The 18,006-nt window shown below is 63.5% G+C and carries 17 protein-coding genes; 6 read left to right on the top strand and 11 right to left on the bottom strand.

Features of this window, described 5'->3' with window-relative positions; all coding sequences use genetic code 11:
- Window positions 1-142 precede the first annotated feature (142 nt).
- Complete coding sequence (locus L5014_RS15460; protein WP_238464606.1) at window positions 143-1,186, top strand: TerC family protein; 1,044 nt, start codon at window positions 143-145, stop codon at window positions 1,184-1,186.
- A gap of 131 nt (window positions 1,187-1,317) precedes the next feature.
- On the opposite strand, the gene L5014_RS15455 is transcribed toward L5014_RS15460, so the two are convergent.
- Entirely contained in the window at window positions 1,318-1,974 is a 657-nt protein-coding gene (locus tag L5014_RS15455; protein ID WP_238464605.1) for a response regulator transcription factor, read from the bottom strand.
- A gap of 3 nt (window positions 1,975-1,977) precedes the next feature.
- A complete protein-coding gene (locus L5014_RS15450; RefSeq protein WP_238464604.1) occupies window positions 1,978-3,375 on the bottom strand; it encodes a sensor histidine kinase in 1,398 nt (465 codons plus the stop codon).
- Between the two features lie 60 nt (window positions 3,376-3,435).
- Here L5014_RS15450 and L5014_RS15445 point away from each other — a divergent pair, with 60 nt between their 5' ends.
- Entirely contained in the window at window positions 3,436-3,636 is a 201-nt protein-coding gene (locus tag L5014_RS15445) for a hypothetical protein (protein WP_238464603.1), read from the top strand.
- A 13-nt stretch (window positions 3,637-3,649) separates the two neighbouring features.
- On the opposite strand, the gene gltA is transcribed toward L5014_RS15445, so the two are convergent.
- From gltA to sdhC, 6 genes are all read right to left on the bottom strand, one after another.
- Entirely contained in the window at window positions 3,650-4,951 is a 1,302-nt protein-coding gene (gene gltA / locus L5014_RS15440) for a citrate synthase (RefSeq protein ID WP_238464602.1), read from the bottom strand.
- Between the two features lie 109 nt (window positions 4,952-5,060).
- A complete protein-coding gene (locus L5014_RS15435; RefSeq protein ID WP_027797784.1) occupies window positions 5,061-5,327 on the bottom strand; it encodes an FAD assembly factor SdhE in 267 nt (88 codons plus the stop codon).
- A gap of 15 nt (window positions 5,328-5,342) precedes the next feature.
- Window positions 5,343-6,044: a succinate dehydrogenase iron-sulfur subunit gene (locus L5014_RS15430; RefSeq protein ID WP_133193348.1), complete on the bottom strand. Its 702-nt coding sequence runs from the start codon at window positions 6,042-6,044 to the stop codon at window positions 5,343-5,345.
- A 701-nt stretch (window positions 6,045-6,745) separates the two neighbouring features.
- A complete protein-coding gene (sdhA, locus tag L5014_RS15425) occupies window positions 6,746-8,521 on the bottom strand; it encodes a succinate dehydrogenase flavoprotein subunit (RefSeq protein ID WP_238464601.1) in 1,776 nt (591 codons plus the stop codon).
- A gap of 4 nt (window positions 8,522-8,525) precedes the next feature.
- Entirely contained in the window at window positions 8,526-8,894 is a 369-nt protein-coding gene (sdhD, locus tag L5014_RS15420; protein ID WP_238464600.1) for a succinate dehydrogenase, hydrophobic membrane anchor protein, read from the bottom strand.
- Between the two features lie 3 nt (window positions 8,895-8,897).
- Entirely contained in the window at window positions 8,898-9,314 is a 417-nt protein-coding gene (sdhC, locus tag L5014_RS15415; protein WP_238463951.1) for a succinate dehydrogenase, cytochrome b556 subunit, read from the bottom strand.
- Window positions 9,315-9,543: 229 nt separating this feature from the next.
- Between sdhC and L5014_RS15410 the strand changes: the two genes are divergently transcribed.
- The 3 genes from L5014_RS15410 (at window position 9,544) to L5014_RS15400 (ending at window position 12,500) form a co-directional block, all read left to right on the top strand.
- Window positions 9,544-10,446 carry a LysR substrate-binding domain-containing protein gene (locus tag L5014_RS15410; RefSeq protein ID WP_238464599.1) on the top strand — a complete coding sequence of 301 codons (903 nt, stop codon included), beginning with the start codon at window positions 9,544-9,546 and terminating at the stop codon, window positions 10,444-10,446.
- Window positions 10,447-10,585: 139 nt separating this feature from the next.
- The gene (locus L5014_RS15405; RefSeq protein ID WP_238464598.1) at window positions 10,586-12,028 is read left to right on the top strand and encodes an NAD(P)/FAD-dependent oxidoreductase; all 1,443 of its coding nucleotides are present in this window, start codon (window positions 10,586-10,588) and stop codon (window positions 12,026-12,028) included.
- Window positions 12,029-12,110: 82 nt separating this feature from the next.
- Entirely contained in the window at window positions 12,111-12,500 is a 390-nt protein-coding gene (locus L5014_RS15400) for a nuclear transport factor 2 family protein (RefSeq protein WP_238464740.1), read from the top strand.
- Window positions 12,501-12,846: 346 nt separating this feature from the next.
- Here the strand turns inward: L5014_RS15400 and xsc are convergent, their stop codons facing one another.
- From xsc to pdxR, 3 genes are all read right to left on the bottom strand, one after another.
- A complete protein-coding gene (gene xsc, locus L5014_RS15395; protein ID WP_238464597.1) occupies window positions 12,847-14,664 on the bottom strand; it encodes a sulfoacetaldehyde acetyltransferase in 1,818 nt (605 codons plus the stop codon).
- Window positions 14,665-14,846: 182 nt separating this feature from the next.
- Window positions 14,847-15,260, bottom strand: coding sequence for a nuclear transport factor 2 family protein (locus tag L5014_RS15390; RefSeq protein WP_238464596.1), 414 nt, complete (start codon window positions 15,258-15,260; stop codon window positions 14,847-14,849).
- Window positions 15,261-15,583: 323 nt separating this feature from the next.
- On the bottom strand, window positions 15,584-17,116 hold the full coding sequence (gene pdxR / locus L5014_RS15385) for a MocR-like pyridoxine biosynthesis transcription factor PdxR (protein ID WP_238464595.1): 1,533 nt from the start codon (window positions 17,114-17,116) through the stop codon (window positions 15,584-15,586).
- Between the two features lie 456 nt (window positions 17,117-17,572).
- Here pdxR and L5014_RS15380 point away from each other — a divergent pair, with 456 nt between their 5' ends.
- Entirely contained in the window at window positions 17,573-17,980 is a 408-nt protein-coding gene (locus tag L5014_RS15380) for a hypothetical protein (RefSeq protein WP_238464594.1), read from the top strand.
- Window positions 17,981-18,006 lie beyond the last annotated feature (26 nt).

The raw sequence follows: 18,006 nt of genomic DNA, 5'->3' as shown, positions 1-18,006 counted from the left end.
CCTGGCGCGTGGAGGATGCATCTTCAGCGCTTTTCCATGCCAGTACGCCCTCATTCGCTCCTCATTCTTCGTCGCTACGCTGGCGATTGGGCCAAGGCCCAATTGCTCGACTCCTCACCACGCCACGACAAGGATCCACCTCATGCTCCCGCCGCTTTTCACCGCCAGCTTCCTCGGACAGCCTGTCTGGCTCTGGGCCGCCTTCCTCGCGGTGGTAATCGTGCTGCTGGCGCTCGATCTCGGCGTGCTGCATCGTAACGATCGCGAGATCGGCATCCGCGAAAGCCTGTGGCTATCGCTCGGCTACATCGCGGTCGGCGTGCTGTTTGGCGGTTTCATCTGGTGGCAACTCGGCGCACGGCCGGCCACCGAATACCTAACCGGCTACCTCATCGAGAAGTCGCTCTCGCTCGACAACGTGTTCGTGATCGCGTCGATCTTCGGTGCGCTCGCGGTGCCACGCGTGTATCAGCATCGCGTGCTGTTCTGGGGCATCGCCGGCGTGCTGGTGCTGCGCGCGATCATGGTCGGGCTCGGCGCGGCGCTCGTCGCGCAGTTCGAGTGGATGCTGTTCGTGTTCGGGCTCTTTCTCGCCGTGACCGGCGTGAAGATGCTGCTCGGCTCGAAGGAAGGATCGAACGAAGGCGCGAACGCAGGCACTGGCGCAGAAACCGGCGACAAAGCCGGCGTGGAAAGCAGCAAGATCTTGCATCTGATCCGCCGCGTGCTGCCCGTCACGCCGCAGCTCGAGGGCGGCGCGTTCATCGTGCGGCGCGCGCACCCGGCGACTGGCAAGCTCAAGCGCTTCGCCACCCCGCTGCTGGTCGCGCTGCTGATGGTCGAATTCGCCGATCTGATCTTCGCCGTCGACTCGATCCCGGCGATCTTCTCGATCACCACCGATCCGTTCATCGTCTACACGAGCAACATCTTCGCCGTGCTCGGCCTGCGCGCGCTGTTCTTCGCGCTCGCGGCGATGGCGCACCGCTTCCACTACCTCAAGCATGCGCTCGCGCTCGTGCTGGTGTTCATCGGCGCGAAGATCTTTCTCGTGGGCATCGTCGGCAAGATTCCCGCGCTGCTGAGCCTCGGCGTGACGGCAGCGCTGCTCGCAGGCGGCGTGGTGGTATCGCTCGTCAAGACGCGGCCGCAGGACAGCGAGAGCGGCGGTCTGGGAGCGCGGTAACCGGCCTGGATCCGGCGCTGCGCGCCGAGGTGCTGCGCCTGTGCCTCGTCGCCGTCCATGCGGATCGCCATCTCGCGGAGGGCGAAGCCGAGTGGGTCGGTGCGCTCGCGACCGCATGCGCCCGTCAAACGTCAGACGCACACCGCCCAGCCGAGGCCCCGCACGTTGCGGATGACCGCGTGGCCGAATTTGCGCCGCACACTGTAGATCACCGCATCGACGGCATTGCTCTCGACCTCCTCGCCCCAGCCGTAGAGCCGCTCTTCGAGTTGCTGGCGCGAGAGGATCGCGCCGGGACGCTCCAGCAACGCGAGCATGAGCGCATACTCGCGCGCCGAAAGCTCATCGGATTGACCATCGAAGCTGAGACGGCGCGCGTTCATGTCGAGCGTCACGCGCGCGCTGCCCATCGTCGACGAGGCGAAGCCCGACTTGCGCCGCACCACCGCGCGAATGCGCGCGAGCAGCTCCTTGCTCTCGAACGGCTTGACGAGGTAGTCGTCGGCGCCGAGGTCGAGGCCCTCCACGCGCGTATCCACGTCGTCCTGCGCGGTGATGATGATGACCGGCGTGGCGTCGTTGGCCTCGCGCAAGCCGCGCAGCACGTCGAGGCCGCTCATGTCGCCGAGGCCCAGATCGAGCAGAATGGTCGTGTACGAGCCGTCGCGCACGGCCGCGCGGCCGCTCTCGCCCGTGCGCACCCAATCGACACTATATGAGGCGTCCTTCAACGCCCGCAGCAGCGCCGGCCCGATCAGCAGATCGTCTTCGATCAGCAGAATCCGCATCGCTCAGTGTTCCTCAATACTTTGTTGCACTTGTCGGCGCGCATCGTTTCGGGCCAGCGGCAACTCGATGCGCGCGACGATGCCTGTCTGGCCGTCGACGCGATTTTCGAGCGTCACGCTCCCGCGATAGCTCTGCGCCAGCGCCTGCGCGATCGCGAGGCCAAGTCCGCTGCCTTCGGCGTCGTTGCCGCGCGCACGAAAGAAGCGGTCGAAGACGTGCGGCAGATCCTCTGCCGCAATGCCCGGGCCGTCGTCGGTCACTTCGATCGTTGCCGTTTGCGCGTCGCGGCGCACCGTCACGTCGACGCGCCCGCCTGCGCGACCATAGCGCACCGCGTTGTCGATCAGATTGCGCACCAGCACACGCATGTCGCCTTCGGTCGCGCGCACGCTCGCGTCGTCGAGACGCTCGACGCCCAGATCCACGCCGCGCGCATCGGCGAGCGGCAGCAGGTCGGCGAGCACATCGGTCACGAGCTGCGGCAGCGCGATCTCGACGCTCCCACGCTGCCCGCCGCCGATCTCAGCCCGCGCGAGGCCGAGCAGTTGCGACACGAGCGAGCCCGTGCGCGCCACGCCGCGCCGCAGCTCGTCGAAGCGTTCGCCGTACTGATCGGGCGGCGCATCGCGCAGATTGTCGATCTGCAACTGCATGGCCGAAATGGGCGAGCGCAACTCGTGCGCGGCGTCGGCGATGAACTTGCGCTCGGCGTTCACGAGCACCGAAAGGCGCTCGATCATCCGATTGATCGACTCGACGAAGGGCCGCAGCTCCACGGGCGCCTTCTGCGCATCGAGCGGCTTGAGCTCGTGCAGATCGACTTTCGCCGCGCGCCGGCCGACGCGCTCCAGCGGCCGCAGCGAGAGCCGTACCGTCACGGCGATCGTCAGCACGAGTAGAGGCAGCAGCGCGAGCACTGGCAGCAGGCTCCAGAACGCCACGCGCAGCGCGTTGCGGTTGCGCATGCTGCGCGATTCCGCGACCTGGATCTGCTCGTCGCCCGTGGCGAGCGCGAAGACGTCCCATGCCTCGCCATCGTATTGCAGCGACGAGTAGCCCGTTTGCGCGCGCGGCAGCGCGATATCGGGGTCGCTGGTGCGGCCTGGCGTGGCCGTGTCCCCGGCGGACCAGATCTGCACGACGAGATCGTCCGAGGGACGGCGTACACCGTCCGCCTTGCCGCCCACCTTGCCACCCGGCTCGCCGCTCTGTTCGGCGTCGCGGTGCGGCACGCCGGTTTGCACATGCGCGGCTGCATCGCGCAGGCTCGAGCTGAATTCGCTCGCGAGACTGCGCACCACGAGAAACGTGCCGAGCGCCCCTAGCAGGCCAACCAGAATCGCAAGCGAGCCGATGGCGATGCTCAGGCGGCGGTGCAAGGAATTCGCGGCGAAGAACATGGAACGGCTCTGGAATTTAGGCGCGTTCCATCATAAAGGATTCACAGTGGGTCGCCGCCCATGCCGCTCGTTTCCGGCAATGGCTTGCGCCGCTGGGCGGTCAGCGCGAGCGGCGCCGACGCGGCCACCCGCCTCGCGACCCGCCACAAAATCGACACGGATCGCACGACGCTGACCGCAAAGAGAAACGCCCCGACGGGCAAAGCCCGTCGGGGCGTTTTTGTTTCGCTCGGCTCGTTCTTCACGCGGCGCACCGCGTGAAGAACGGTATGGCTTAGCGTTGCGCGATCGGCTTCGCTTCGCGCGGCGTATCGCCGATGAAGAGCTGACGCGGACGGCCGATCTTCTGCTCGGGGTCGGCGATCATTTCGTTCCACTGCGCGATCCAGCCCACCGTGCGCGCCATCGCGAAGATGCAGGTGAACATGGACGTGGGGATGCCCAGCGCGCGCTGCACGATACCCGAGTAGAAGTCGACGTTCGGGTACAGCTTGCGCGACACGAAGTACTCGTCTTCCAGCGCGATCTTTTCGAGCGCCATCGCGAGCTTGAACAGCGGATCGTCGTGCAGGCCGAGTTCGTTGAGCACTTCGTGGCACGTCTCGCGCATGAGCTTCGCGCGCGGATCGTAGTTCTTGTAGACGCGGTGGCCGAAGCCCATCAGCTTCACGCCCGAGTTCTTGTCCTTGACCTGCTTGATGAACTCGGGGATGTTGTCGACCGAGCCGATCTCTTCGAGCATGTTCAGCGCGGCTTCGTTCGCACCGCCGTGCGCCGGGCCCCACAGACACGCGATGCCGGCCGCGATACACGCGAACGGGTTCGCGCCCGACGAACCCGACAGACGCACCGTCGAGGTCGAAGCGTTCTGCTCGTGGTCGGCGTGCAGGATCAGGATGCGGTCGAGCGCGCGCACGAGCACGTCGTTGATCTTGTACTCTTCGCACGGGTTCGAGAACATCATGTGCATGAAGTTCGCGCTGTACGAAAGCTCGTTGCGCGGGTACACGAACGGCTGGCCGATCGAGTACTTGTACGCCATGGCAACCAGCGTCGGCAGCTTGGCGATCATGCGGATGGCCGAGATGTCGCGGTGACGCGGGTTATTGATGTCGAGCGAGTCGTGGTAGAACGCCGAGAGCGCGCCCACCGCGGCGACCAGAATCGCCATCGGGTGTGCGTCGCGGCGGAAGCCACGGAAGAAGAAGTGCATCTGCTCGTGCACCATCGTGTGCTGCGTGACGGTCTTCACGAACTCGGCCTTCTGCGCCTGGTTCGGCAGCTCGCCCTTCAGGAGCAGGTAGCAGGTTTCGAGGAAGTCGGCGTTCTGCGCGAGGTTGTCGATCGGGAAGCCGCGGTAGAGCAGTTCGCCCTTGTCCCCGTCGATGTACGTGATGGCCGAGTTACATGCCGCCGTCGACATGAAGCCCGGGTCGTACGTGAACTTGCCGGTCTGACCGTACAGTTTGCGGATGTCGATCACATCCGGGCCCATCGAGCCCTTGTAGATCGGCAGTTCGACGCTCGGCGAATTGTCGCTGAACGATAGCGTGGCTTTTACATCAGACGGGGTCATAGCACATCCTCAATCGAAGATAAACACAGGATTCGATAGTTTCGTCCGGCGCGGCGCCTGCCGCTCATGCAACTGCGGCAATCACGGCAACTGCGGACGCCGTCGCATCTCAGACGTTGCGAAGCAGCTCCAGCACCCGCTTCACGTCCGGGTCGGCAAGGTCGCCTTCTGGTTCCTTGCGTGCAAGCAGCAAGTCCATCAGGTCGTTATCGCTCAGCTCGAGCAGGCGCGTAAGCGCACCCACATCGGCGTCGCTGAGGTCATGCTCATAGCGGTCGAAAAAGCGCTCGAAAATCAGGTCGTTTTCGAGCAGACCGCGCCGCGCGCGCCAGCGAAGGCGCGCGCGGCGATGGGGATCAGACTGGTGCGATTCCATTTCAGTACCGCAGCCTCAAACCGCGCGGCGGACCATCAGTTCCTTGATCTTGCCGATCGCCTTCGTCGGGTTCAGCCCCTTCGGGCAGACGTCGACGCAGTTCATGATCGTGTGGCAACGGAACAGACGGTACGGGTCTTCGAGGTTGTCCAGACGCTCGCCGGTGGCTTCATCGCGGCTGTCCGCGATGAAGCGGTAAGCCTGCAGCAGGCCTGCCGGGCCGACGAACTTGTCCGGGTTCCACCAGAAGCTCGGGCACGACGTCGAGCAGCTCGCGCACAGAATACACTCGTACAGACCGTCGAGCTCGTCGCGCTGTTCCGGCGACTGCAGACGCTCCTTCTCGGGCGGCGGCGTGTCGTTGATCAGGTACGGCTTGATCGAGTGGTACTGGTTGAAGAACTGCGTGAAGTCGCAGATCAGGTCGCGCACCACGGGCAGGCCGGGCAGCGGACGCAGCACGATCTTCGCCGGCAGGTCGTTCAGGTTCGTCAGACACGCCAGACCGTTCTTGCCGTTGATGTTCATGGCGTCCGAGCCGCACACGCCTTCGCGGCACGAACGGCGGAACGACAGCGTCTCGTCCAGTTCCTTGAGCTTCACCAGCGCGTCGAGCAGCATGCGCTCGTGCGTGATTTCCAGCTCGTACGACTGCATGCGCGGCGCCGCGTCCTTGTCCGGATCGTAGCGGTAGACTTCAAAAATTCGTTTGGCCATTTCCGATTCCTTGTGACTGGCTTTGCTTTGGTTTTAGGGGGTGTTGGTTTCCGGGTGGGGAGATTGCTGTTTCGTGGTTCGTGCTTTTTCGCGTTTCCTTGTGTTCGTGTCGGTCTGCTAGCGTTGCCCCTGTGCGGGGCGGCACCTACTTTTCTTTGCAGCGGCAAAGAAAAGTAGGCAAAAGAAAGCCGCTCACACCGCCAGTGTGACGCAGTGAACCTCTCGCCCATTATCGAAGTGGTTCCGGGGCATCCGTCACCTCGCACCTTCAAACTCAGTGACAAAGGGCTCATCCATCCCGCTGCTCGCTACGCGCGCAGCGGTCGGGTCTGCACGGGAAACCAGGCGTGCTGCCTGACACGCGAATACGCACGCGCCCCATTGGTCTTGAGTTATGCTCCACGGCGCGCGTAGCGCCGCCGGAGGTATGAGTCCTTGGTCACTCTGTTGTACGGCGCGTGGTGACAGACGCTCCGGAACCGCTCCGATTAAAGACCAGTGGTGTACTGCGTCACACTAGCGGTGTGAGCCGCTTTCTTTTGCCTACTTTTCTTTGCGGCTGCAAAGAAAAGTAGGTGCTGCCCCGCACAGGGGCAACGCATGCAGACCGACACGAATTCAAGGAAACGCGAAATCCGTGCGCAGACCGCAAACAACCCGCCCCAAAGGCCCGCAAGGCCCTCCCCACCCCAAACACGCTCTTAGAACGTTCGCGCCTTGGGCGGCACGGACTCGACGGTCAGCGGTTGCATGTGAACCGGCTTGTAGTCGAGACGGTCGCCCTCGCTGAACCACAGCGTATGGCGCAGCCAGTTTTCGTCGTCGCGGTGTTCGAAGTCGCTCTGCGCGTGCGCACCACGGCTTTCCTTGCGCGCTTCAGCCGAGACCATCGTTGCGCGCGCAACTTCAATCAGGTTCGCCACTTCGAGCGCTTCCACGCGCGCCGTGTTGAACACCTTCGACTTGTCCTTCAGGTGGATGTGCTTCGCACGCTCGGCCACCTGCGCGATGTCCTTCACGCCGTCTGCCAGCAGCTTCGAGGTGCGGAACACGCCCGCATGCTTCTGCATCGAGCCGCGGATCTCGTTCGCCACGCTCTGCGCGTACTCGCCCGAGGTCGACCGGTCGAGCTCGGCCAGACGCGAGAGCGCGAAGTCGGCGGCGTCGGCCGGCAGCGGCTTGTGATCGCGCAGTTCCTTGACGTGCTTGACGATATGGTTGCCGGCCGCACGGCCGAACACCACGAGGTCGAGCAGCGAGTTCGTGCCCAGGCGGTTCGCGCCGTGCACCGAGACGCACGAGCATTCGCCCACGGCGTAGAAGCCGTTCACGACTTCTTCGTGACCCTTCGGCGTGCCAACGACCTGACCATTGATGTTGGTCGGGATGCCGCCCATCTGGTAGTGGATGGTCGGTACGACCGGGATCGGCTCCTTGATCGGATCGACGTTCGCGAACTTCATCGCGATCTCGCGGATCGACGGCAGACGCTTCAGGATCGTCTCGGCGCCAATGTGCGAGAGGTCGAGCAGCACGTGGTCCTTGTGCGGACCCACGCCACGGCCTTCCTTGATTTCCTGGTCCATCGAGCGCGAGACGAAGTCGCGCGGCGCGAGGTCCTTCAGCGTCGGTGCGTAGCGCTCCATGAAGCGCTCGCCGTTCGCGTTGCGCAGAATGCCGCCTTCGCCGCGCACGCCTTCGGTGATCAGCACGCCCGCGCCGGCCACGCCGGTCGGGTGGAACTGCCAGAACTCCATGTCCTGCAGCGCGATGCCCGAGCGCGCGGCCATGCCGAGACCGTCACCGGTGTTGATGAACGCATTCGTCGATGCCGCGAAGATCCGGCCCGCGCCGCCCGTGGCGAAGAGGGTGGTCTTGCCTTCGAGGATGTAGACGTCGCCCGTTTCCATTTCCAGCGCGGTCACGCCGAGCACGTCGCCTTCGGCGTCGCGGATCAGGTCCAGCGCCATCCATTCGACGAAGAACGTGGTCTTGGCCGCAACGTTCTGCTGGTACAGCGTGTGCAGCAGCGCGTGGCCGGTACGGTCAGCAGCGGCACAGGCGCGCTGCACCGGCTTCTCGCCGTAGTTGGCCGTGTGGCCGCCGAACGGGCGCTGGTAGATCGTGCCGTCGGCGTTGCGGTCGAACGGCATGCCCATGTGTTCGAGTTCGTACACGGCGTGCGGCGCTTCACGGCACATGAACTCGATCGCGTCCTGGTCGCCGAGCCAGTCGGAGCCCTTGATCGTGTCGTAGAAGTGGTAGTGCCAGTTGTCTTCGCTCATGTTGCCGAGCGAGGCGCCGATGCCGCCTTGCGCCGCCACGGTGTGCGAGCGCGTGGGGAACACCTTCGAGAGCACGCAGACCGAGAGGCCTGCACGCGCGAGCTGGAGCGACGCGCGCATCCCCGAGCCGCCCGCGCCGACGATGACCACGTCGAACTTGCGACGCGGCAGAGAATTCTTGATTGCAGCCATTCTTTTACACTCTCCAGAGAATCTGAGCGGCGTAGCCGAGGCTGCCCAGCAGCCATGCGATCGTGAGGACGTCCAGCGTGATGCGCAGGCCGACCGGCTTGATGTAGTCCATCCAGATGTCGCGCACGCCAATCCAGGCGTGATAGAACAGCGCGAGCACCGTGACGAACGTGGCGAGCTTCATCCACTGCGCGGAGAAGATCGAAGCCCAGCCGTCGTACGAGAAGTCGTGCGCGCCGAAGAAGAGCACGAGCAGCACGATGGTGTAGATCGCCATGATCACGGCGGTGGCGCGCTGGGCCATCCAGTCGCGCAGGCCGTAGTGCGCGCCCACGACAAGGCGCTTCGGACCGATTCCGTTTTTAGCCGACATTTTTTAGAACGCTCCGAAGAGTTTGGCCGCGAAGGCGATCGTGAGGATCGTGGAGATGACAACGACCACGAGCGAGGTCGACTTGCCTTTTTCCTTGCTCACGAGGTCATGGCTGAAGTCCATGAACAGGTGGCGCACGCCGGCGCAGAAGTGAAAGAGGAAGGCCCAGCCGAGGACCAGCACGATGAGCTTGACGATGACGTTGGAGAGGAAGCCCTTGAAGACCTCGAAGCTGAGCTCGGAGGTGAGGCTCTGGTCAAACAGGAACAGGATGAAAGGCAGGAACAGGAACAACAGCGCACCACTGACGCGGTGGCCGATCGACACGCGGCCCGCGAGCGGCAGGCGGTATGCGAGCAATATCTGCCCAAGCCCGATGTTCCGGTATTCCGGCCTCGGTTTTTTTGTGGCTTCTGCCATGCTAGACCCCTTCAATTGGATAACAGATCGCATCCGCCGCTGTGATCTGGCGCCATAGGGAATGGCACGTCCGCATTGCTTCGAGACACTCTGGGAAGTGGGAGCGCGGCACAGAGCAGATGATTGCCGGCAACTCGGTCTACCGACAGATTGCCGCATCTTCGTCCATTAGTGATATTCTGTCCAATATCTATCGTATCTTTCTGGAATACGTTTTACAGATATCACTATGGAACTCCGGCACATCCGATATTTCATGGCGGTAGCCGAGGAGCGCAACGTCACGCGCGCCGCTGAGAAGCTGGGCATTGGACAGCCGCCCCTCAGTCAGCAAATCCACGCGCTTGAAGACGAACTGGGCGTCCGGCTGTTTCGTCGTACCGGTCATGGCGTGGTGCTCACCGAAGCCGGCGAAGCATTCGTGATCGACGCGAAGCGTGTGCTCGACGATGCGCGGCAGGCGATCGAGAACGCACAAAGCGCCGGGCGCGGCGAGATGGGGCAACTGAATATTGGCTTTACCGGATCCGCTGCGTTCAATCCGGTCGTGGTGAATCTGATCCGCAAGTTTCGCCAGTCATATCCCGCAGTCTCGCTGACCCTGGCCGAAGGCAATACGGCACAACTGCTCGCGTATCTGGACGATGGCCGACTCGACGTCGCCTTCGTGCGTCTCGGCAATCAATCGCCCGCTGGCGTTGCGTTTCACCACATCGCGGTCGAGCCCATGAAGCTCGTCTTGCCGACTACGCATCCGTTGGCAAAGAAACGAAACGTGCCGCTCATTGCCCTTGCTCAGGATCCCTTCGTGCTGCTTCCCCGCGAAGTAAGCCCGACTTTGAACGACGTGATCCTTGGCGCCTGCCGGGACGCGGGATTTGCCCCGGTGATAGGGCAGCAAGCGCCGCAACTCTCGTCGGTGGTCAACCTGGTCGCGGCGGAATTCGGTGTGTCGCTGGTGCCCGCATCGGTGTGCCAGATTCGTGTCGAGGGGGTTGTCTACGCAGACATTCCCGGCGAAAACATTTCGATTCGCCTCGCACTCGCTTCACGCAAGGACGCAACGACAGCCAAGATCGCAAACTTTCTGGCTATTGCGAACGAGTCATCCCTATCGCCTGTTGCCGAGTAATCCTCCGACGAAAAAAATCGCCCTGGAGTTTCTCTGGTCGGCCCGTCTGCGCCCCGTCTGGCACTATCGAACGTGTGAACCTGGTACTAAGCTTTCTTTTACGTTCGAGGCAGTATCAGAACAGTAACGGGGAGATATCGTGGCCACAACCGACTCCATAGTGCAGCTTCGCGGGGATGCGCCCGCGCCTTATGATGCGCTCTACGACCCGCTCGTATCTCCTTTGTCCAGTCAGGGCATGGAGTACGCACCCACCTACTGGGTTGCGTCGGCTGGCGAGCCTCCCGAAGACGACGGTCCACTCGAGGGCGATGCGGATGTCGACGTGCTGGTCGTCGGCTCGGGCTTCACAGGCCTGTCTACCGCGCTCTTTCTGGCGCGCGAGCACGGGATTCGAGCGATGGTTGTCGACGCGAACCGTACCGCGTGGGGGTGTACCAGCCGCAATGGCGGCCAGGGGCAAAACGCCAGTGGCCGGCTTTATCGCTCGCAGTGGATCGAACGATGGGGCAAGGCCACCGCGCTCAAGCTGGACGCGGAGATTCGCGAAGGGTTCAATACGTTCAAGACGCTCATTAGCGAAGTGCCTTGTGATCCCCAACCGGGCGGCCATCTGTATATCGCGCACCGGGCCAGAAAGATGGCATTCCTCAGCAATGAATGCAAGGTGATGCACGACGTATTTGGCTACGACACGCGCATGCTGAGCGCAAAGGAAGTCGCCGAATCGTATGTCGACGACAAGGAAAACTGCGGCGCGTTGCTGGAGCCGGATGGGATCGGCGTGCATCCTCTCAAGCTGGCGTTCGGCTACCTGCGCATGGCGCGCGCTCTCGGTGTCAAGGTCCATCCGGGGACACCTGTGCTGGGCGTCGAAACCGTGCGTGGCGTGCATCATGTTCGCACGCCGCGTGGCGTCATTCGCGCCAAGGCCGTCGCTTTCGCGACCGGCGGTTATACGCGCAACGACATGCACAAGGTGCTTAGCGCCAGGATCATGCCGATTCTTTCGAACTCGCTCGTGACGCGCCCGCTGACTCAGGACGAGATCGCCTCGACCGGGTTCCAGACCCACGTGGTGATCACCGATACCCGCACGCTGCGCTTCTACTACCGCCTGTTGCCGGACAACCGCTTGCAGATCGGTAGCCGCAGTGCGATTACCGGCGCCGATGCGGCCAATCCGCGGCATCTCGCAGTGCTCGTCGAAGGGCTGCACCGCAAGTTTCCTTCGCTTGCCAATATTCGCGTGGATTTTTCGTGGTGGGGCTGGGTCGATGTCAGCCACGACATGATGCCGCGCGTCATGCAACCCGATCCCCAGCAGAGCATTTTCTATGCGGTCGGCTACGGCGGCAACGGCGTTTCGTTCTCCGCACACGCGGGGCGGCGAATGGCGCAGCGCGTCGCCGGCAAATGGTCCGGTTTCGACGATCTGCCGATTTATAACTCGGCGCTCGAGTATCCGAATGTGATGGGTCTCGTGAAGTGGAGGGGCTTCGCACCGTTCCGCCGCGTCGGCCAGCGTTTCCTTTACCACAAGTATCTGGCGCAGGACGAGAAGCTGGACGAAATGCGCTAGTCAGTGAGGTACTGTGCGACCGCTTTCCAGTGCACGCGCGGTACTCGTTCCATTTTCTGCAACGAAGCGATCAATCATCAATATGACTAATCAAACTGATGCGGACTATATCCGTCTTCTCGAAACGTTCAACGACGCGTGGAATCGCCACGACATCGAGGCGCTGATGAATTGCATGGCCGACGAGTGCGTGTTTCATGGCGTAGCCGGACCGGACCTGCTGGGCCGTACCTTCAAGGGCCGCGACGAGGTGCGAAAAGGTTTCGAACTCGCGTGGCAAACCTGTCCCGATGCATCATGGAAAGAGGGCGAGCATTTCGTGAGCGGCGATCGTGGTGTCTCAGAGTCGACGTTTCGTGGTATCACGGCCGATGGGGCGCGCATCGAGGCGCGTATGGTGGATGTGTTTACCTTCAAGGACGGCAAGATCGCAGTGAAGAACGCCTACCGAAAGGATCGTAAGACGCTTTGAGGGTGCGGTCACGCGCGGTTGCTGTTTCTCGGTTCATGCTTTGTCGCGTTTTCTTGTGTTCGTGTCGGTCTGCCTGGGTTGCCCCTGTGCGGGGCGGCACCTACTTTTCTTTGCAGCGGCAAAGAAAAGTAGGTGCCGCCCCGCACAGGGGCAACGCTAATAGACCGACACGAAAACAAGGAAACGCGAAAAATCACCAACCCATGCACCACGAAATAAAAAAACGCAGCACAAGCCGCCACATCGGCATCGGAATAAAAAACGGCCGGAGGCGGCAGGGGAGTCCGCTATTCCGGCCGACGGGTGGCATGCGAGGCCGCAACACGGCCTCGCCACTGCGCAACACTCAGACGTAGTCCTTGTACTTATCGAGCAGGCGCACTGGCTTCGAGAGCGCATCGCGGCGGAACGGGTCGCCAAGCTCGCGCGTGCACATGATCTCGACGATGGTCGTCTTGCCTTCGTTCATCTGCATGTCGATCGCGCGCTTGAGCGCCGGGCCAACATCTTCCAGCTTGTCCACCACGATGCCTTCGGCGCCCATCGCCTTCGCGATGCCGGCGAAACTCGGGCTGTCGAGTTCGCCCGCCACGAAGCGGCGGTTGTAGAAGTCCACCTGGTTCTTCTTCTCCGCACCCCACTGGCGGTTATGGAACACCACGGCCGTCACCGGAATGTTGTGGCGCACACAGGTGAGCGTTTCCATCAGGCTCATGCCCCAGGCGCCGTCGCCCGCATACGAGACAGCCGGGCGGTGCGGTGCCGCCACTTTCGCGCCGATGATGGTCGGGAACGCGTAACCGCAGTTGCCCCAGCTCATCGCCGCGAAGAAGCTGCGCGGCTTGTTAAAGCGCAGATAGCTGTTGGCGACCGAGTTGATGTTGCCGATGTCGGTGGACACCATCACGTCTTCGGGCATGGCCTTTTCCAGCTCGCGCAGCACCTGGCGCGGATGCAGGTACTCGCCGCCCGTGGGCGGGCGCTCGTGCTTCTGCTCCTCGATCATGTCGAGACTGTAGGCGTCGCGCTCGTGCGTCCAGCCATCGAGCTCTTTCTCCCACATCGCCTTTTCAGTCGAGATCTGATCGGCGCGCTCGGCAAGCGTGGCGTCGCACACGAGCTTGCGGTTCGCGAGACGCTCGGTCAGCGCAATCGCCGCGGCCTTTGCATCGCCGCAGATGCCCACCGAGATCTTCTTCACGAGGCCGAGCATCTTGTGGTCGGCATCGATCTGGATGATCTTTGCGTTCTTCGGCCAGTAGTCCATGCCGTGCTGCGGCAGCGTGCCGAACGGTCCGAGACGCGAGCCGAGCGCGATCACCACGTCGGCGCGCGAGATCAGCTTCATCGCCGCCTTGGAGCCCTGGTAGCCGAGCGGGCCGCACCACAGCGGATGGTTGGCCGGGAACGAGTCGTTGTGCAGGTAGCTGTTGACGACCGGCGCGCCCAGGCGTTCGGCGAGCGCCTTGCATTCCTCGATTGCATCGCCCATCACCACGCCGCCACCGGAGATGATGACCGGGAACTTCGCACTCGCAATCAATTCGGCCGCTTCGTTCAGGCTCTCGTCGCCGCCGGCGCCGCGATCGAGACGGCGCGGCTGCGGAATCTCGGCCTTGATCTGGCCGTAGAAGTAGTCGCGCGGAATGTTCAGCTGCGTGGGGCCCATTTCGGACATCGCACGGTCGAAGCAGCGCGCGGTGTATTCGGCCATGCGCGCGGGGTGCGTGACGTGGCCCTGGTACTTGGTGAATTCCTGGAACATCGGCAACTGGTTGGCTTCCTGGAAGCCGCCGAGGCCGATGCCCATGGTGCCCGCTTCGGGCGTGATCATCACGACCGGGCTGTGGGCCCAGTACGCGGCCGCGATGGCCGTCACGCAGTTGCTGATGCCGGGGCCGTTCTGGCCGATCACGACACCGTGACGGCCCGAAACGCGCGAGTAGCCATCGGCCATGTGCGCGGCGCCCTGTTCGTGAACGACGGGAATGAGGCGGATGCCAGCGGGCGCGAAGATGTCCATGGCGTCCATGAACGCGGAGCCCATGATGCCGAACATGTCCGTCACGCCGTTGGCGGCCATGGTCTCGACGAAGGCTTCGGAGGGGGTCATGTCCTGCGGACCATTGGCCGTTGCCGTCTGGTTGGGGGTCTTGTCGCTCATCAGCTGTCTCCGGTTGTCGTGTGACGGAATGGCCTGTTTTCGAATGCGCTTTGAACGCTATGCATCGAATGCTATTCGCCGCGTTTTGCGGATCAAGCGATTCCGTTCTTGATGGGTGAATCTGAAATGGAATGAAACGATTCGTTTCAAAAAATGCTGTGCCGCTGTACAGCCGTGCCGCGTCAGGCGGGCTGCTTCGGGCGCTCCTTGCGGAACGCGCGCTTCACGGCGATCAGACCGTCGCGGAACTCGAACAGGTCGCAGCCTTCGGCTTCGATGCGCCAGCCTTCCGCATGCGTGCCCGTGAACACCCACTCCGATACGCCGCGCGAGCCCACGACGTAGTGGCGCCCTTTGCCCCAGTGCGCGTCGGGGAAAGTGCGAAACACCGCTTCGAATGCGGCGCGCACCGCCTCGCGGCCAACGAATCGGGCGCCGTATACTTCGGGCCCGCCGGCTGCGTCGAATACGCAGTCCTCGGTCATGAACCCCATCAGCGCATTGGCGTCGTGGCGGTTGAAGGCGTCGGAAAAGGCGGCGAGCGTGTCGGCTGTGACGACCGTTGCAGTGGGTCGAGCGGTGAGCGTGTCTGCCATGCGTGTCTCCTCGTAACTGTGGGGTAGCGGGTGGCGTGCGTTGCGCCGACGATGCGCGCAGCACGGTATAGCGACACGTTAGAGTTCGTGCGTCGAGGCGGGTAGCACCAGTGCTGAGGATTCGCCTGGGCCAGCGCGCAGGCGGGCTGCGCGAGGCTCGACGGAGAGGGCGAGGGGGATGAGCGAAGGCGGCAGCGCGAGGGCTGCCTGGACGGCTGTTGCGTGGTCTACTACGAGAGCGGTTACGAGGATTACGGCGTGAACTACCGCGTGAACCACGGCGTGAACTACGGCGTGAACTACGGCGTGAACTACGGCGTGAACTACGGCGACGGCTGCTGCTGGCGCACGACCTGCGCGAGCGCGCGCACGCCGGGCTCGATCTTCTCGAGCTTGATCGCCGAGAAGCCCATGCGGAACCATCTGCGTTCGGTTTCGTCGGCGAAGAACACGCCGCCCGGTTCGATCAGGATGCCGGCCTCACGCGCGTCGTCGGCGAGACGCACGGAGTCGAGCCACGGCGGGCCTTCGACCCAGCACGACGCGCCGCCCGCCACTGGCACGTAGCGCACCTCGGGCAGATGCGCGTCGAGCGCCGCCATCAGCGCCTGCGCGCGCTCCTTGTAGGCATGCGCGAGCCGGCGCAGCAGCGCGTCGTGATGCCCGAGCGCGAGGAAGGTCGCGAACGCGCGCTGGATATAGGCGACCGGGTGGCGCACCATCAGGCGGCGCAGCGAGCGCAACTCGCGGACCAGTTCCTGCGGCCCGACCACGTAGCCGAGGCGCAGGCCCGGCGCGAAGGTCTTCGAAAGGCTGCCGACGTAGATCACGCGGTCTGCTGTATCGAGACTCTTCAAGGCCGGATGCGGCGTGCCGGAGAACGTGTTCTCGCTCTCGTAGTCGTCTTCGATGATGACGAAGTCGTTGCGCTGCGCGAGTTCGAGCAGCGCGCGGCGGCGCTCGATGGGCATGGTGGCCGTGGTCGGGCACTGGTGGCTCGGCGTGACGTACACGTAGTCGCAGCGCGCGAGCGAGTCGGCGAGCTGCTGCGGGTCGATGCCTTCGGCGTCCACGGGCAGTTCAAGCAGATGCGCGTTGCGATTCACGAAGATGTTGCGCGCGTCCGGGTAGCCCGGATTCTCGAAACCCACCGTCGTACGCTTGCCGCAGAGCAGGTCGGCCACGAGATACAGGGCCTGCTGGCAGCCGTTCGTGATGACGATCTCCTCGGGCATCGCGAACACTCCGCGGCGCGGCAGCACGCGCGTGCGGATTTGCTGGATCAGCGATTCGTCGTCGCGCTCGATCAGGTCGGGCGCCCAGTTGCGGATCTCCATGATCGAAAGCGCCTTCATACAGCACTCGCGCCAGTCGTTGGTGGGAAAGAGCGATTGGTCGAATTGCCCGTAAATGAACGGATATGCATAGTTCTGCCAATTTGCGGGCTTGACGATGTTGCGCTGGGCCGAGGGCGGCCGCACGATGCGCTGTTGCCAGACGGGCCGCGCGAGCATTTCGCCATCCTGCGGGGCCTCCGGGCCAGGCTCGGGCTGGCGCGCCGTGACGCCGTGCAGGCCCTGGAGCATTTCCGGGTTGACGAAGTGCCCGCTGCGCTCGCGTGAGAGCAGATAGCCTTCTTCCACGAGCATCTGATAGGCGAGCACGACGGTATTGCGGGCCACGCCGAGCTGGTCGGCCAACTCGCGGCTCGACGGCAGCGCCGAGTCGGGAGGGAGCTGGCCATCGAGGATTGCCGCGACCAGCATCTGGCGAATCTGGTGCTGCAGCGTTGCCTTCGACTCCGGTGACCGCCTGAATTGCTGAGCCCATAGGGCGGACGGGGTACGGGGCGGCATGCTGTCTCCTGGGTGTTGGTATTGGGTTGGACGAGTGATTGGCAAGACAATACCCAAATTGACGGGTTCGCGTCGACCAGAAAAATTACCGAGCATGCGGAAGTGGCCGATCCCTGCTTATGCGGCGTGGGCGGTTTGCCCGCTTCGGGCGGGCCTTGGCGACGTTGGAGGCGCTGGGGGAACGCTGGGGCGATGCGCCGTGGCAGTTGTCATAGCCATAGCCGGCTGGTTGTACCGAGGAGATGGTCGTGAGGCGTTGCGATTCCGTAAATGGATAGTGATCCTCATGAATATTTTGCGAATCGCCTCTCGCGGTGAAGCGCTTATTCATGCTCACGCGTGCTCATTCACGCTTGTTCATATTGGCCGCGCGCATGCCGACGGCGGCCACACCGGCGGGCGCGCAAGTTGCTCCAGCCGTGAGGCAACCTGAAACTCTATATCGCGAGGGTCGGAATGAGCACCACATCGAGACTGACGCGGCGCGCGGCGGCAGGCGCGCTTCTGTTCGTGTCTTCCATCGGCTTTGCTTCGGCGTATGCCGAGCCCGTTGCCACCGGGCCGCTCAGCACCAACGGGTCGCTCGTCGTCCGCGGGCCGTTGACCGTCGACGGCTCGCTGATGGTGGCCGGTAACATCCACGCTGTCGGGCCCATCAAGGCGGCACGGGTCGAGCGAATTTCTCCCGACGATCCCGCCTTGGACCGGCGCCCGGGACAAAACACGTTTTACGGCCCGCTTACCGTGCACGGTCCGCTGGTCGTGCACGGCGATCTGGAAGCGCGTGGCCCGATCAACGTGGGTGGCCCGGCCGGCGCCGTTGGGCGCGTGGATGCCGAAGGCCCGATTACCGATCGCCGCTGAATGCTGGCACGATGCGTCCGCGCGAC

Source organism: Paraburkholderia tagetis, assembly GCF_022213065.1.
Classification (GTDB): domain Bacteria; phylum Pseudomonadota; class Gammaproteobacteria; order Burkholderiales; family Burkholderiaceae; genus Paraburkholderia; species Paraburkholderia tagetis.
This window is presented reverse-complemented; position numbering and strand designations above follow the sequence as displayed.

Bases quoted from the DNA above. Each gene is read 5' to 3' on its own strand.
- L5014_RS15460 (WP_238464606.1), top strand. From the start codon at position 143: ATGCTCCCGCCGCTTTTCACCGCCAGCTTCCTCGGACAGCCTGTCTGG.
- L5014_RS15455 (WP_238464605.1), bottom strand. From the start codon at position 1,974: ATGCGGATTCTGCTGATCGAAGACGATCTGCTGATCGGGCCGGCGCTG.
- L5014_RS15450 (WP_238464604.1), bottom strand. From the start codon at position 3,375: ATGTTCTTCGCCGCGAATTCCTTGCACCGCCGCCTGAGCATCGCCATC.
- L5014_RS15445 (WP_238464603.1), top strand. From the start codon at position 3,436: ATGCCGCTCGTTTCCGGCAATGGCTTGCGCCGCTGGGCGGTCAGCGCG.
- gltA (WP_238464602.1), bottom strand. From the start codon at position 4,951: ATGACCCCGTCTGATGTAAAAGCCACGCTATCGTTCAGCGACAATTCG.
- L5014_RS15435 (WP_027797784.1), bottom strand. From the start codon at position 5,327: ATGGAATCGCACCAGTCTGATCCCCATCGCCGCGCGCGCCTTCGCTGG.
- L5014_RS15430 (WP_133193348.1), bottom strand. From the start codon at position 6,044: ATGGCCAAACGAATTTTTGAAGTCTACCGCTACGATCCGGACAAGGAC.
- sdhA (WP_238464601.1), bottom strand. From the start codon at position 8,521: ATGGCTGCAATCAAGAATTCTCTGCCGCGTCGCAAGTTCGACGTGGTC.
- sdhD (WP_238464600.1), bottom strand. From the start codon at position 8,894: ATGTCGGCTAAAAACGGAATCGGTCCGAAGCGCCTTGTCGTGGGCGCG.
- sdhC (WP_238463951.1), bottom strand. From the start codon at position 9,314: ATGGCAGAAGCCACAAAAAAACCGAGGCCGGAATACCGGAACATCGGG.
- L5014_RS15410 (WP_238464599.1), top strand. From the start codon at position 9,544: ATGGAACTCCGGCACATCCGATATTTCATGGCGGTAGCCGAGGAGCGC.
- L5014_RS15400 (WP_238464740.1), top strand. From the start codon at position 12,111: ATGACTAATCAAACTGATGCGGACTATATCCGTCTTCTCGAAACGTTC.
- xsc (WP_238464597.1), bottom strand. From the start codon at position 14,664: ATGAGCGACAAGACCCCCAACCAGACGGCAACGGCCAATGGTCCGCAG.
- L5014_RS15390 (WP_238464596.1), bottom strand. From the start codon at position 15,260: ATGGCAGACACGCTCACCGCTCGACCCACTGCAACGGTCGTCACAGCC.
- pdxR (WP_238464595.1), bottom strand. From the start codon at position 17,116: ATGCCGCCCCGTACCCCGTCCGCCCTATGGGCTCAGCAATTCAGGCGG.
- L5014_RS15380 (WP_238464594.1), top strand. From the start codon at position 17,573: ATGAGCACCACATCGAGACTGACGCGGCGCGCGGCGGCAGGCGCGCTT.